This is a genomic window from Arthrobacter sp. 9E16 (assembly GCF_002929435.1).
In the GTDB taxonomy this organism is placed as follows: Bacteria; Actinomycetota; Actinomycetes; order Actinomycetales; family Micrococcaceae; genus Arthrobacter_B; species Arthrobacter_B sunyaminii.
Genome location: NZ_PJIU01000005.1, coordinates 142,944 through 157,868 on the forward strand (window position 1 = coordinate 142,944; position 14,925 = coordinate 157,868).

Below are 14,925 nucleotides of genomic sequence, written 5' to 3' on the forward strand. Positions count from 1 at the left end.
ATGAGGCCGATGACCAGCGGCCAGTTGGCGTCCGCCAGCTTGCCGGCCTCGTTGAAGGCGGTCAGCAGGGTGCCCACCGAGATGACCAGGGGAACCACGCCCACCCAGTCCATTTTGGCCTTTACTGCCGCGGAAGATTCCGGAACGACCACAATCACCAGAGCAGCGGCAAGGACCCCCACGGCGGCCATGGTCCAGAAGACGGAGGCGAAGCCGTGATTCTGCGCCAGGTAACCGCCGGCAATGGCGTCGACGCCGGCAATGCCTCCGTTGACCGCGGCGATGACACCCATCAGGGTGCCGTAGAGCTTTGGTTCACGGATTTCCACCCGCAGCATGATCATGGACAGCGCCACCGTGGGCCCGGAGACGCCCTGGATCAGCCGGGCGAGGAACAGCACTTCGATGCTGGGGGCGAGGGCGGCCACCACGGAGCCGATGGTCAGAACCACCAGCATGCCGCCCAGGACCTTTTTGCGGCCGATGATGTCACCGAGCCGGGGAAGGAACAGGGAGAAGAGAGCGGCAGCGGTGAAGAACGCCGTCTGGGTCAGGGCGACGGCCGCAGAAGTGGTGTTCAGCTCTTCTTCAATGGTCAACAGTGCGGGGGAAAGCATGGAGGCGTTCAGCTGGAACGCCATACAGGCGGCCAGTAGCGCCGTCATCAGCGCTGCAACGTTGACGCGGCGTTTGGTTGTTTCACTCACAGGTGTAGTACGTCAATTCATTTCGGGGATCTTCATCGGGTCCAGGAGCTTTTGCGGGCCCGGCACTGCGTTAACGATATCTGCTTTCGGGTACGGGTTTACCGCCTTGCCGGGCAGGCGAGGGGCCGGCAAGGAATAACTGCCGACCCGCAAAGGTTGGATCAGGCAGGATAAAAAATAGATGCATATGCATGAAGTAGCGGAGGTTGCCGAGATGGCAGATCGCAGAATAGTAGTTGTAACGGCAGGATTGGGCGTTCCCTCGTCCAGCCGGATGCTTGCCGACCAGTTGGGGCAGGCCGCCCGCCGGGCACTCGAGACCTCCGGCGGCTCTGCCTCGGTGAGCACCTTCGAACTCCGCGAGTACGCCGTGGATATCGCCAACAACATGGTGACCGGTTATGCGCCGCCGAAGTTGGAGACGCTCATCAATGAAGTAGTGGCCGCAGACGCGCTGGTGGCCGTAACCCCCGTTTTCACTGCCTCCATGAGCGGCCTCTTCAAATCGTTCTTCGACGTTATCGACAACACCGCCCTGGATGGAAAGCCCGTGATCCTGGGAGCGACCGGCGGCAGTTCGCGGCATTCCCTGGTGCTGGACTTCGCAATGCGGCCCATGTTCAGCTATCTGCGGGCCAAAGCCACGCCGACGGCGGTCTATGCGGCACCGGAGGACTGGGGCTCAGCCGGCGACACCGGATCCGCTCCCTCCGGCACAAGTGCATTGGATGCCCGGGTGCGCCGTGCGGCCTCCGAGCTCGCTGCACTCTTGGGAACCCAGGGAACCCAGGGAACCCAAGGACCGCAGGGAACCCAGGAGCCTGCAAAGCGTCCGGATCCCATGGTTTCGCTGCCTTTTGAACAGTTGCTGGCCCAAACCCGCCGGGGATAGGGAGCCTCTTCTAACGCCGCCCGGCCGGAACTAAACTCGACAGGATCCGTCTCGGCCGGGCCCGGCCTTCAGGCCGGCTCGTAGGCCGGGAACCTCACCAGCGGCAGGAGCCGTGTATGGCCAAGCATGCCGATTCCGAATCCTCTTTCGCCGGTTCATCTTCCGGACCGTCCGTTGCCGGCAGTAACACGGTGCCCTCCGTTGATCCGTTCACACCCACTGCGCCCGCACCCTCCATTGCCATTCTTCCGGCGTCCACCTCGGAACTGGTGGCTGCCGTGGCCGAGGGCGGCGGCATTGTGGAGGCACTGTCGGACAGCACCGCCGGCGTGGTGCTGGCGGACGTCGTCGGTCCCGAAGCGGTGGAACGCGCAGTAAAGGGACGCCCGGGCATCCGCTGGGTCCAGCTGCCCCTGGCCGGGGTCGACCAGTATGACGATCTCATGCGGGCCCACCGGAATATTTCCTGGACCAGCGGGAAGGGTGCCTTCCGGCAACCGGTGGGGGAGTTCGCACTGACGCTGACGCTGTCGCTCATGCGCGGCATTCCGGTGTTCGCGCGGGCCGGCACCTGGGGGCCGCCGCAGGGCACGTCACTGCACAACCGGCACGTGGTCGTGGTGGGAGCAGGCGGGGTTGGACAGGAAATCCTGCGGCTCCTGCGCGCCTTTACCGAGCACGTCATGGTGGTTCGGGCACACGACCACCCGGTCGCGGGCGCCGAACGCACGGTCACCGATGCAGGGCTGGACGACGCGCTGAAAACGGCCGACGTCGTGATCCTTGCAGCTGCCATGACGGAGGGCACCAGGCACCTGATGGATGCCCGGCGGCTGGCGCGGATGAAGGATCATGCCTTCCTGGTCAATGTTGCCCGCGGCCCGCTGGTGGATACGGATGCCCTGACGCAGGCGCTTGCCGAGGGCAAACTGGCCGGCGCTGCCCTGGACGTCACGGATCCCCAGCCGCTGCCGGACGGGCATCCGCTTTGGTCCGAACCACGGGCCCTCATCACGCCCCACACCGCGGAAACTCCGGAGATGGTGGCGCCGCTGCTGGCCGGCCGGGTGCGCGACAACGTTCGCAGGCTCGCCGCGGGACAACCGCTGGACGGCCTCGTGGACGTTGACGCGGGGTACTGACTGGTTACTGACTCCTCAGCGGCTGCCGCTGTCCCCTAACGGCCGTGTTCCACCAGTGCCAGCACCCGGGCCGGGCTTGCGGTGCCGCCGGTAATTTTCAGGGGCGCCACCACGATCAAAGCGCCGGTGGGCGGAAGCTGGGCCAGGTTTTGCAGCAGGGTGACGCCGTACTTGTTGTTGCCCAGCAGGTAATAGTGCGCAGGGAAGGGCGGATCGAAGGCTCCGGCGTTGCCGGCGTCGATGCCAACAGTTTCCACCCCCAGCCCGGCGATCCCCGTCTCCTCACCCAGCCACTTGGCGCACGCGGCCGAGATCCCCGGCGTGTGGGAGCCGCCGTCGTCGATGTTGAGGAAAGCGTCAGCATCCTCGGCGAACTTGTCCCACCCGGTGCGCAGGAGCAGCCAGGCACCGTCGGGCAGCGCTCCGTGCTCGGCCTCCCACGTCTTGACGTGATCAATCTCGAGCACAAAATCGGGATCCTCTGCTGCCTCGGCGCTGAAGTCCAGGATGACGGCGGGCGCCACCAGGCGTGTCAGCGGAAGCTGTGAAACGTCGTCGCCGTCTCGCCCGGAAATCCAGTGCGACGGCGCATCCACGTGGGTGCCGATGTGCTCGCCGGTATGAATGTTGTTGTGTTTCCAGAACGGACCGGGTTCGTCGAAGGCGCTGACCGCTTCCAGGCTGAAATCGATGAGGTTGACGAACGGTGCGGGCAGCTTCAGGGTGGGGGTGCTGCTGCTCAGCGGAGCTGTCAGGTCCACTATTTCCAGTGTGCCGCCGGCAACGGCGTCCAGCAGGGTGTTGATCAAACCGGAATCAGTGCGGTTGAGGCTCATATCGGTTCCTGTCCAGGCGGGGAGGCTTTGCCTGAGACTACCGGTGCGTCTGCGGCGCCGTGTCACACAGGCGTCACATGGGCCGCAATATGTCGGCAGCGCGGTTGGTGCCCCTGCGGGCGGGACCTATTGTTCAGGGTATGGATGCTCCGAATATTGCAGCGCTCGTAGGCCGTACCCTGGCCCGGCTCGGGGCGGGACGCGCCTTTGGCGTGGTGGGCAGCGGCAACTTTCACCTCACCAATGCCCTGCGGGAGAACGGTGTTCCGTTCACGGCGGCGAGGCACGAAGGCGGAGCTGCCACCATGGCGGATGCGTACGCCAGGATGTCCGGCCGGGTGGCGGTGCTGACCACGCACCAGGGCTGCGGACTGAGCAACGCGGCCACCGGAATCGGCGAGGCGGCCAAATCCCGCACTCCTCTGATCGTGCTCACAGCGGATACCGCCTCGTCCGCCGTGCGCTCCAACTTCCGGATTGACCAGGACGGTCTGGCCCGGAGCATGGGCGCGGTTGCGGAGCGGATCCACTCAGCCGACAGCGCTCTTGCCGACACCGTCAGGGCCTACCGCACAGCTGTCAACGAACGCCGCACCGTGGTCCTGAGCGTCCCGCTGGACGTCCAGGCCGCTGTGGCCCCGCCGAGCACGCTGCCGCTCACCCGGCCGATGGTGCCGGCCGGCAGGATACGCCCGGACGCGGTCCTGGTACGGGGCCTGGCCGACCTGCTGGCCTCCGCCCGGCGGCCGGTGTTTGTTGCCGGGCGGGGAGCCCGTTGTGCAGGCGAAGAAATTGCATCGCTTGCGGCCCACTCCGGTGCACTGCTGGCGACTTCGGCCGTGGCCAGCGGACTGTTCAACGGGGAAGACTTCAATCTGGGCATCTCCGGCGGCTTTTCCACCCCGGACACCGCGGACCTGATCCGCGGCGCGGACCTCATCATCGGCTGGGGCTGCACCCTGAACATGTGGACTATGCGGCACGGTTCGCTCATTGGCCCGGATACCGCCGTCGTTCAAGTGGATGTGGAGGATTCCGCACTGGGCGCCAACCGCGAAATCCATCTGGGCGTGCTGGGTGACTGCGCTGCCACCGCGGCCGATGTGCTGGAGCAGCTGAAAGCCGGCGTCCCCGAGCCGGCACAAAAATACCGGACAGCGGAAACCCGGCAGCGGATCAAGGCTGGCTCCCGCTGGCAGGACGTGCCGGTGACCGATGCGTCCACAGCGGACCGGATAGATCCGCGGGTCCTGAGCCTGGAACTGGACGCCCTGCTGCCGGCTGAGCGGCTGGTATCCGTGGATTCGGGCAACTTCATGGGTTACCCGTCCACCCACTTAGCCGTCCCGGACGAGTTTGGTTTCTGCTTTACGCAGGCCTTTCAATCGATTGGCCTTGGTTTGTCCACCGCGATTGGCGCCGCTTTGGCCCGCCCGGACCGGCTTCCGGTCCTTGGGGCAGGCGACGGCGGGTTCCTGATGGGAATCTCTGAACTGGAAACCGCGGTGCGGCTCCAGCTGCCTCTGGTGGCAATTATCTACAACGACGCCGGGTACGGTGCCGAGGTTCACCACTTTGCTGCGGGATCCGGGGTTGGCGGCTCAAACGCGGATTCGACGGTGGACCTGGACACCGTAACGTTCCCGGACACGGACATCGCCGCCATTGCCCGCGGCTACGGAGCTGCGGGAATTACGGTGCGACGCCGTGCCGACTTGGAAGCGGTGAAGGGCTGGCTGGCCGGACCGCGGAACGCCCCCTTGGTGATCGATGCCAAGATTGCGTCCGACGGCGGCGCCTGGTGGCTCGCGGAGGCGTTCCGCGGGCACTGATTTGGGGTTCACGCTCCGGCAGTGTCCTCCACCGAACCGTCCCAGCCGAAGTTCGTTGCCATCCGCTGCAGTACGGCAACCAGGGCGCCGTACTCGTCTTCGGACACGTTTTCCGTGAGCTGCTCGCGGATGCGTTCGACAGCGCCGCGAAGGTTTTCCAAGCTTCGCCGGCCCAAATCGGTCAGCTGGTACTGGCCGTCGTCCAGGGATACCCAGCCGCTTTCCCGCAGTTCCTCGATCAGCTCCGCTGAGGTGATGCTGCCCTCGACCACCGGGAAAAACGGTTTCAATGCGTCGGAGAGCTGCTTTCCTGAGGCAGGGCCGTCCGTCAGGAGGTTCATCATCTGCCATTGCCGCCTGGTGACGCCGTGCTCTTCGAAACTGGCGCCAAACTGGTCATCAACCAGCTGGTCCACGAGCTTGAGCCAAAATCCGATGGGGCGTTCGTCAGTAGCCATCACCCCACTGTACAAACCAATCAGGATCTGCGGAATGGCACTGAAGCTCCGGAGAAACGGCTTCGCCGACAGCGGTGATTACAGTCGAGCGCTCGTACCGCACCTTGGACACGGGGCGGAGCGGGCAAGATCTATGCAGACCATACAGACCGGAAGGCTGCCGTTGTCGTCGCGGAGGGGACGGTTGGGCATGGTCTTGCCGCAATAGGGGACAGGACGCTGTGCATGGTGCATGGCCCGGCGCTTGCAGGGAGTGCAAAAAACGTGCACGAGTTCATCTTCATCCTTGGCGGTCACGTCCAACGGGCGGATGAGGGTTGATGCCTGAGTGCTCATGATCCTTTCCTGACGGCGGCACCGGGTGACCGGTTGGAGCGGTGCTTTTGCCAGCATCATAATTCGCCTGCGGAGTGCCCGAACGGCGGGGATGCGGGCCCCCTGCGAGCCGCCGATGCCCGTAAATATGCGGTTTCGGCGGGTCTTTACGGGTGGCTGACGGCGACGGCGACGTGCCTAACTTCATAGTCTCCGGACCACATGTACAGGACCGAACAGCGGACGGACCGGACGGCTAATCCAAGAGGGAACGGATGTCCTCGGCGGTGAGCGCGGAGCTGAACACCGCGTCATCGTCCATCACGGAGGTGAAGAGCTTGGCCTTCTGCTCCTTGAGCGCCATCACCTTTTCCTCGATGGTGCCGCGGGCCACCATCCGGTACACCATGACATTGCGGGTCTGCCCGATGCGGTGCGTGCGGTCCACGGCCTGCGACTCCGCTGCCGGGTTCCACCATGGATCCAGGAGGAAGACATAGTCCGCTTCAGTGAGGTTCAAGCCGAACCCGCCAGCTTTGAGGCTGATGAGGAACACCGGGGCCTGGCCGTCCTTGAAGGAGGCAATGACCTCTCCGCGGTCCCGGGTGGAGCCGTCCAAATAGGCGTAGGGGATTCCGGCGGCGTCCAGCCGGGCTGCGGCCTTCTTCAGGAACGAGGTGAACTGGCTGAAGATCAGGGCGCGGTGTCCCTCGGCGGTGACATCTTCGAGCTGTTCAAAGAGGGCATCGAGCTTGGCCGAAGGCACGCCGGCGTAATCGTCATCCACCAGGGACGCATCCAGGCTCAGCATCCGCAGCAGGGTTAGGGAACGGAAGACGATCATCCGGTTGCGGTCCAGATCCTTGATCAGCCCCATCAGCTTCTGCCGTTCACGCTGCAGGTGCGTCTCGTAGATCTTGCGGTGCTTGGGACTCAGCTCCACCTCCAGCACCTGTTCCTGCTTCTCCGGCAGATCCTTCGCAACGGCTTCTTTGGTGCGGCGCATCAGCAGCGGGCGGATCCGGCGGCGCAGCCTGGCCAGAAGCTTGGAGTCCTCACCGCGCTCAATGGGCCGCTGGTATTCCTCAATGAACTTCCGTGCGGAGGGAAACAGGCCCGGCGCCACAATGGCGAACAGGCTCCACAGCTCCAGCAGGTTGTTCTCCATGGGGGTGCCGGTGATGGCCAGTTTGAACGGAGCGTTGAGATCCCGGGCGCACTGGTGGGCGCGGGTGGTGCGGTTTTTCACGAACTGCGCCTCATCCAGGATGAGCCCGTCCCACTCCAGGGCACGGTAGGACGCAAAGTCGAGCCGGAACACGGCATAGGAGGTGATAACGACGTCGGCGTCCGCCGTGAGTTCGGCCAGCGGCACCTTGGACTTGGCGGTGGTGTCCGGAACAGCGACCGCACGGAGACCCGGGGTGAAGCGTGCCGCCTCGGAGAGCCAGTTCGGCACCACCGAGGTGGGGGCCACCACCAGGAAGGGCCGGCGGACCTGGGCGCCGGTGGACATGCCGTCACCGGCGGCCCCCGGCGTCCCGCCGTCGTCGGGGTGGACTGTCTGTTCCCGCGCATGGGTCAGAAGCGCCAGCGTCTGGAGTGTCTTGCCCAGGCCCATGTCGTCGGCCAGGATGCCGCCGAGTCCGTGCTCCCAGAGGAACGCCAGCCAGTTAAAGCCCTCGGCCTGATAGGGGCGGAGATCTGCCTTCAGCCCGGCCGGCAGCGGCACCTGCTCCACTGAATCCAATTCCAGCAGCCCGGTGACTGAAGCACGCCAGGCTGCGGCCTGTTCGGTTTCCTCCGCCAGCTCCTCCAACTCGGACCACAGTCCGGCCTGGTACCGGCTGATGGTCATTTCGCCGGTTTCCCATTCCTGCAGCCCTTCGGCCTCTTCCAGCAGGGCGTGCAGCTGCGCGAATTCGGGCCGGTCGAGTGAAAGGTAGGTGCGGTCAACAAGCAGGATCTTTGTTTTGCCCTGGGACAGTGCCTTGAAGACATCGGCGAAGGGCACTAGCCGGCCTTCGACGGTGATCATGATGCCGAGGTCGAACCAGTCCCTGCGCTCGGTTTCCACCGTGGTGATCTTCAGCTCCGGCACGCTGGTGAGCTCGCGGTAGGCGGGGCGCTCGCCGACGACGTCCACCCGTACGCCGTCGACCTTTTCGATCTTGGGGAGCAGATATTCAGTGAATTCCGCGGTGTCGATGCCGGAGTAGGAACGGCTGCGCGGCACCGATCCCAGGACTTTGCCGACAGCGGTGAGCAGGTCCGCTTCCGCTGCCACATCACGGTAACCGGAAGCGGGATCCGCCCGGGTTCCCAGCGGAATGCGCGTGAGGTCATTGCCCTGCCGGTATTCCCATTCCCAGTCGAGGAAGAGGGAATCATCGGGCTGGAAGGAGGCTGTGAGCACCAGCAGGGGCGGAGAAATCTCCGGGAACTCGACTGACTCATCGCTGCTGGTTACCGGCAGCACCTGGCGAAGCTTGGGGTAGAACTTCTCCAGAAAGACCGGGGCGTCCTCTTCGGGAATCATTACCGGGGCGCCGTTCAACAGCAGGCCCTTGTCCTGGTCCGTCAACGGGCGCGCGGTTGGCGCCAGAGTGATGACGTTTTCCGGACTGCGCACGTAAATGCCGTGCCCGGCGATCAGTCCGGCGGCATCGGTGGGGTAGGGCGCGCCGTCGATCTCCAGGACGGGCTGCAACTGCAGAGGTACGGCGGCGTCCGTTCCCGGGGATTCTTTGGCCGCACGCACATCGAGGGACAGCGCTGCCCGCTTGCCCAGCCGGACACTGGTGTCTTTCTTGGTACCGACAAACTGCACGCCGATGCGCTGAGCTTCTTCCAGCAGCTGCCACAGCAGGGGGTTGGAGAAATCATCCAGGTAGAGCCAGGAGTCATTCTGGCCGAAGTAGCTCACGCCGTTGGACCGGTGCAGAGCCGGAAACTGGGAAAACCAGCGGTGCTGCTCGGGATCCAGCTGCAGCCCGTACGTCTGATAGGCAATGTTGCTCCAGGCCAGATTGTTCTTGACCCAGTTGCCCTTCGTGTTGCGGACCACCGGGCGGACACCGAGCCGGAAAGAGGTCTTGCGGTGCGCGCTGCGGGGAGCCGGAGCACCCCAGCGGGCACTGATACCTGCGTCCGATGTCCGGATTTCAAACTGGAGCGCCAGGGGAGTGGCCGATGCCTTGGTGCTGCCCGTGAGCGCATGAAGGTCGGCGTCAATCAGGGTCTGCAGTGATTCCTGCCAGGCCGGCACCGCTGGTGCGCCGGCGGCTGAGGGCCGGATGAATTCCTGCCGTGCCACCAAATGATCGGTATTGCTTTGCAGTGCGACGGCGGCCACGTGCTTGCAGTCGAATCCAACGGGACAGCTGCAGTGGTTGTCCAGCAGGCGGTAGTCGCCCTGCCGCTTTTCCCCCAGCTGCAGCATGGTGCGGTACGGCACGGAAGAATGGCCTCGAACCTTGGCGCGGAGCACTTCGGCCTGCGGTTCCCACTCCAGTTCCGCTACTGCACCGCCCTTGGCATAGGTTTGGCCGCGTTGAAACGCAGCTCCTCCGACAACCCGGATGATGTCCGTGACGTCGATCAGAGGCGGTGAGGAAGGCATGTTTTTATCGTCTCACGCAGGCCTGACACTTCCGCGACCGGACTCCTCGGGGCCTGGTCCTCGGGGTTTGGTTCAGCATCCTCGGCGGGCCTTCCCTGCAAAGGACATGAAATATAGCTAACATCGTGGGCAACGCAGATCACAATGGCGTGATCTGCGTCTGACCACATTTACTGCACGATGCCGACTGCAGTGGGCAATCCTGCCGCCGTCGGCGGATCATGAGAATGGCCGACAGCAGGGCGGCGGATCGTCCGAACTATCTCGTCCGAACTATCGTCAAAAGGGTGGCGGATCGTCGCCGTAGTCTTCCGGAGGTTCTCCCGCAGGGATCCAGCCCGACATCCGGCTTACAGCAGCTTTCGTGGCTTCCGAGCTTGGTCCCGCGCTTAGCCCTGTGCTGGGTCCCGTGCTAAGTCGTGTGCTCAGTCCTGCGGCCAGGGTGAGGTGTGGATCGGTCCGGTAGGTTCGACCTCCCGGCGAGGTCCACTCAATAATTCCCGGACTGTGTTGTCGTGCCTTCCAGAATCCCCGGGACTTGAACATGTGATGCCGCTTGCAGAGATGCTCCAGGTTGTCGTGATCGGTGCTCCCGCCGTGGGACCACGGTTTGGTGTGATCAATTTCCGAGATCATGGCGTTGGTCCGGCACCCCGGGAAACGGCAGGTGCCGTCACGTGCCCGCAGCCAGCGCTGCAGCCCGGCAGGTACTTTCCGCCGCCGCCCGACCCGCAGGATCTCCTCAGTGTCCAAGTTTCGTTCCACCGGAGTCCAGTGCGCTGCCTGCCGGGCCAAACGACGGGCAGTTTCGGGGCTGATCGGCCCGTATCCGTGCAGTTCGGCAGGCTGTTCATCAGCACCGAACAGCGTCTCGGCGGTGATCAGGACCAGAATCTCGGTGCGGGCCCGGGCACGGGACTTCTTGCCAGGGGCTTTGTCATCGCCGGCATCGCTACGGGTCTTGCCCTCACGGCCCGCAGTCCTGTGGTCACCACGGTTGCCTTCATGACCACTGTCTTCGGCATCCCTGTCACCGTCGAGCAGGTCAGCCAGAATGTCCGCCCGCAACTGATCCACTCCCCGCGGATCCCCCGCACCCTGCTCACCCCGCGCCGCCGTGGTCAGCTGCGTATAAACCAGCTGCGCCCTCGCAGCCGGCAACAAGGCCGACAACCACGACATCCCGTCCTCATCCGGCACCAAACACACCCGCCGGCGTTCAAAAGCACTCTTATGCCGGACCGGGATGGTGTCCGGATACCGATTCTCCCGCAACCTTCTGGCCTTCACCCGGAACTGGGACGACGTCTGCCCCGCAGCCGCACTCTCCAGCAGGGAAGCCTCGAAGGCGGCCAGCTCGGAGTCGGGGACGTTTTGGGATTGGTCCAGCACCGTCTGCACATGCCCGTAACCCAGGTCCCCGTCCTCCAGCCGGGCCAGGGTTGCGGTGTGGGTGGTGCATAACCGTCCCGCCTCACTCATCAGCATCTTCGCGGTGTTCGTGGGAAGGTGCAGGATGGCTGCGGCTTCCTCCGCCGCCAGGCTAAAGGTCAGGGCCGGATCTTCCCGGCCAACATCTTCGAGGAGCTCGTCACGGAAGAGGGTTTCCATCCGGTGCAGCACTTTGGCCTGCTGGGCCTGCGCCCACCGCACCACAGCATCCAACCGGGACAACACCGCGGAGGACTCGTCCTGGGTCAGGGCCTCCGCACCCTGCAGGACCAACGAACCGGTAAGCCCGTCCCGGTAGGCCGGATCCAGGTGAGCGGTTTCGGGATCCCTCGGGGCCTTGTCCGGCTCAGCGTTGTAAATCGACAGGCTCGGGCCGGCAGCCTGCCCGGCACCGGATGCTTCACCGGTGCCGCCTCGTCGAAAAGATCCGTTCTGATCCATGGCTTCAGGCTTTCACCTGCCACCGACATTTCTGTCCCGAAAACAGCCCCAAAAGCCCCAAAATTGGCCCTCTTGAAGCCACGAAATACTCGACTTTTTTGGGCCACTACCTATCAGAAATGAGACTTACCTGCGTACCACCAGCAGGCTGGGCAGCTACCCCTTCGGTTTAACCACGGGGAAACGGCCGCTCGGCTCTTCGTCTTCCTCGAAGTGGCTGGCGGCAGGACCGACAATCAGCGGATCAGGTGCGTGTGCCACAGAAGTGTCCTTGTTTGGATAATCCACGCTGTGCAGCACAAACCGCATGGCTTCCAGCCGGGCCCGCTTCTTGTCATTGGATTTCACCACAGTCCACGGGGCGTCACCGGTGTCGGTATAGAAGAACATTGCTTCTTTGGCTTCGGTGTAGTCGTCCCACTTGTCGAGGCTGGCGAGGTCCGTGGGGGAGAGCTTCCACTGTTTCACCGGGTCGGTTTCCCGGGCCGTAAACCGTGCCACCTGCTCCGCCCGGCCCACGGAAAACCACAGTTTATTGAGCAGCACCCCGGAGTTCACCAACATGCGTTCCAGTTCCGGCACTTCCCGCATGAACTCCAGATACTGGGCCGGCGTGCAGTAACCCATCACCCGTTCCACCCCGGCACGGTTGTACCAGGAACGGTCCATCATGACGATTTCGCCGCCGCTGGGCAGCTTCGCCACGTAGCGCTGGAAGTACCACTGGGTACGTTCGTTGTCCGTCGGTTTCTCGAGGGCCACAATCCGGGCGCCGCGCGGATTCAGGTGTTCGTTGAAACGCTTGATCGCCCCGCCCTTGCCCGCGGCGTCGCGGCCTTCAAAGATGATGAGCATTTTCTGCCCGGTGTCCTTGACCCAGAGCTGCATCTTCAAAAGTTCTATCTGCAGCGCACGCTTTTGTTTCTCATAGCTTCGCCGTGTGAGCTTTTTGTCATACGGGTAGTTGTGCCGCCACGCGTCGTCGTCGGCATTTACTTTGAGTTTTTTGCTCTTGACCTTTAGCTCACGAAGCTCATCGAGTTCGTTGGTGTAGTCCTCCGTCACGGAGATTCGGGTTACCTCGTCTGAAACCTCACCGTTAGCGGCGGTATCCGGTTCAGCCAACTTTTTGTCATCTTCTTTGACGGTGGTCTTGTTTGTAGCCATGGGTATCTCCTGCACGCGGACGGTGACTACGAATCTACGTCTCCCCGGCAGGTCAGGGAAGGGGGAGTCCTCGGATCCTTAGTTGAACCTGGTGTCGAAACGGTGCATGAATGCTGCCATCGCGTCACGTTTCACGGAACTCAGCGGGCGGTACGTGCTGGTGCCGTTGCCCCCTGCCCAACCGGTGGAGATGCCTGTGGACGCCAGCCAGGAGATCTCCTTGTAGAACTGATTGGTTTTTGCGATGTCAGCAAACGGAGATTTCACCGGAACTGTGTAGGCCGGAGAGCCGGCGTAGCGGAACATGAAGGCGGCCATGGCATCGCGGTTTACCGGTTGAAGCGGACGGTATGTTTTGGTGCCGTTGCTTTCCAGCCAGCCGGTGGAGATTTCCTCCGCTGCCAGCCAGGAGATCTCCTTGTAGAACTGGTTGCCGGTCGAGACGTCAGCGAAGGGGGATTTCTGCGGCGGCGTGAAGGCAGGGCTGCCGGCGAGCCGATACATAAAGGCAGCCATCGCGTCCCGGTTCACGGATTCCAGCGGACGGTATGTGCTGGTGCCGTTTGTTTCGATCCAGCCGGTAGAGATACCGGCCTCGGCCATCCACCGCATGTCGTCGTAGAACTGCATTGATTTCGGGACATCGGCGAACGGGGATGCCACGGCGGCCACTGCAGCGGAAATGTTCAACAATTGGGGTCCGCAGTGCGGGGCACAGCTGCCCGGCAGCTCCCGTGCCGTCTGAAGCAGGGTGGATTCCACTTGCTGGGACGTCAGGCCGGGGTCGGCGGACAGCAGGAGGGCTGCTGCACCGGCGACGTGGGGTGCGGCCATGGAGGTTCCCTGATAGTAGGCATAGCCCTCATCCGCGGGAACCGACTTGCCGTTGTTGATCGTCGAGAGGATGCCGCCGCTGGAATCGCCCATGGTGTTCCCGCCCGGGGCCATGAGGTCCACCAGCGGGCCGAAGTTCGAGTACGGCGCCCGTGACCCGTTTCGGTCGGTGGCGCCCACTACCATCACATTGTCGCAGTTGGCAGGCTGGCTCCGGTCAGCGGAAATGCTGTCATTGCCGGCCGCCGCCACAACCACGGCACCCCGCTCCGCAGCGAAGTTCACTGCCTGTTGCATGGCCGCGGAGCAGGTGCTCACGCCACCCAGACTCAGGTTGATGACGCGCGCCGGCGTGCGATTGAGGGGAACACCGGGCAGCTGGCCGCCGGCAGCCCAAATGATGCCGTCCGAAATGTCGGACATATATCCGCCGCAGGTTCCAAGCGTCCGCACCGGAAGGATTTGGGCGCCGGGCGCCACTCCGCTGATGCCGGTTCCATTGTTGGCGCTGGCCGCGACGACGCCGGAGACGTGCGTACCGTGCCAGGTGGAGGCGCTGCCCACGGTCCTGCCGCAGGAGCCGTTCGGGTACCAGTCACCCTCATCACGGGGATCGGCGTCGCGCCCGTTGCCGTCGCCTGCCACGGCCGGGTCTGAAATCAGGTCATAGCCGGGAAGGACCTGCGCTTGAAGGTCCGTGTGGGCGGTGATGCCGGTATCCACCACGGCCACCACCTGGCCTTTTCCGGTGGAGGACGTCCACGCAGGTGCCGCATCAGCCCCGCCTCCCGCGCCCTGAAGGTTCCACTGCCGGGGATAGAGGGGATCATTGGGGGTGACGGCGGACGGGTACAGGAGAACATCCGGTTCCACGCGTTCGACGTCGGGATCGGCGGCCAGGGAACTGACAACGGCGGCGGTTTCTTCGGCGCTGAGGTCCGGGTCCACCTCCACCACGGTTCCGCCGCTGCCGGTCCGGTGGAGTTCGGTCACCGCGGCACCGACGGGACTGCCCGCGTCCAGATAGGTCTGCTCACGGGTGATGCTCGAAGCAGCTGCCCGATCGGCGAACGTGACGATGTAACGGCTGGGCGGAACAGCGTCGCTGGTGCCGTCCGCTGAAGCCGGCGCGGCCACCAGCGGGCCGCTGAGCACGAGCAGAGCCGCCGCACCCGTCACAGCGCGAAGCAGGAGACGGGAACTGGAAATCTTCACCAAGGGTGTACC

The 14,925-nt window shown here is 64.0% G+C and carries 10 protein-coding genes; 3 read left to right on the plus strand and 7 right to left on the minus strand.

Annotated elements, in window-relative coordinates:
- On the minus strand, window positions 1–665 hold a 665-nt coding region (locus CXR00_RS17325), incomplete at its 3' end, for an MFS transporter (protein WP_146068535.1).
- Between the two features lie 229 nt (window positions 666–894).
- Here CXR00_RS17325 and CXR00_RS17330 point away from each other — a divergent pair.
- Together CXR00_RS17330 and CXR00_RS17335 are read left to right on the plus strand one after the other, a co-directional pair.
- Window positions 895–1,599: a CE1759 family FMN reductase gene (locus CXR00_RS17330; protein WP_258060577.1), complete on the plus strand. Its 705-nt coding sequence runs from the start codon at window positions 895–897 to the stop codon at window positions 1,597–1,599.
- 116 nt (window positions 1,600–1,715) lie between these two features.
- Window positions 1,716–2,741 carry an NAD(P)-dependent oxidoreductase gene (locus CXR00_RS17335; protein WP_104056186.1) on the plus strand — a complete coding sequence of 342 codons (1,026 nt, stop codon included), beginning with the start codon at window positions 1,716–1,718 and terminating at the stop codon, window positions 2,739–2,741.
- A gap of 35 nt (window positions 2,742–2,776) precedes the next feature.
- Here CXR00_RS17335 and CXR00_RS17340 read toward each other — a convergent pair whose 3' ends face one another.
- Window positions 2,777–3,577, minus strand: a complete 801-nt coding sequence (locus CXR00_RS17340; RefSeq protein WP_104056188.1) for a cyclase family protein — start codon at window positions 3,575–3,577, stop codon at window positions 2,777–2,779.
- 140 nt (window positions 3,578–3,717) lie between these two features.
- Here CXR00_RS17340 and CXR00_RS17345 point away from each other — a divergent pair, with 140 nt between their 5' ends.
- Window positions 3,718–5,409, plus strand: a complete 1,692-nt coding sequence (locus tag CXR00_RS17345; protein ID WP_104056190.1) for a thiamine pyrophosphate-binding protein — start codon at window positions 3,718–3,720, stop codon at window positions 5,407–5,409.
- An 8-nt stretch (window positions 5,410–5,417) separates the two neighbouring features.
- Here the strand turns inward: CXR00_RS17345 and CXR00_RS17350 are convergent, their stop codons facing one another.
- The 5 genes from CXR00_RS17350 to CXR00_RS17370 form a co-directional block, all read right to left on the minus strand.
- Window positions 5,418–5,867 (minus strand): MarR family winged helix-turn-helix transcriptional regulator, encoded by a 450-nt coding sequence (locus CXR00_RS17350; protein WP_104056191.1) that lies wholly within the window; start codon window positions 5,865–5,867, stop codon window positions 5,418–5,420.
- A 571-nt stretch (window positions 5,868–6,438) separates the two neighbouring features.
- Complete coding sequence (locus CXR00_RS17355; protein ID WP_104056193.1) at window positions 6,439–9,804, minus strand: DEAD/DEAH box helicase; 3,366 nt, start codon at window positions 9,802–9,804, stop codon at window positions 6,439–6,441.
- A 279-nt stretch (window positions 9,805–10,083) separates the two neighbouring features.
- A complete protein-coding gene (locus CXR00_RS17360; protein ID WP_104056194.1) occupies window positions 10,084–11,697 on the minus strand; it encodes an HNH endonuclease signature motif containing protein in 1,614 nt (537 codons plus the stop codon).
- A 156-nt stretch (window positions 11,698–11,853) separates the two neighbouring features.
- Complete coding sequence (ppk2, locus tag CXR00_RS17365; RefSeq protein ID WP_104056196.1) at window positions 11,854–12,864, minus strand: polyphosphate kinase 2; 1,011 nt, start codon at window positions 12,862–12,864, stop codon at window positions 11,854–11,856.
- Between the two features lie 78 nt (window positions 12,865–12,942).
- Entirely contained in the window at window positions 12,943–14,913 is a 1,971-nt protein-coding gene (locus CXR00_RS17370; protein ID WP_258060582.1) for a S8 family peptidase, read from the minus strand.
- Between the last annotated feature and the right edge of the window lie 12 nt (window positions 14,914–14,925).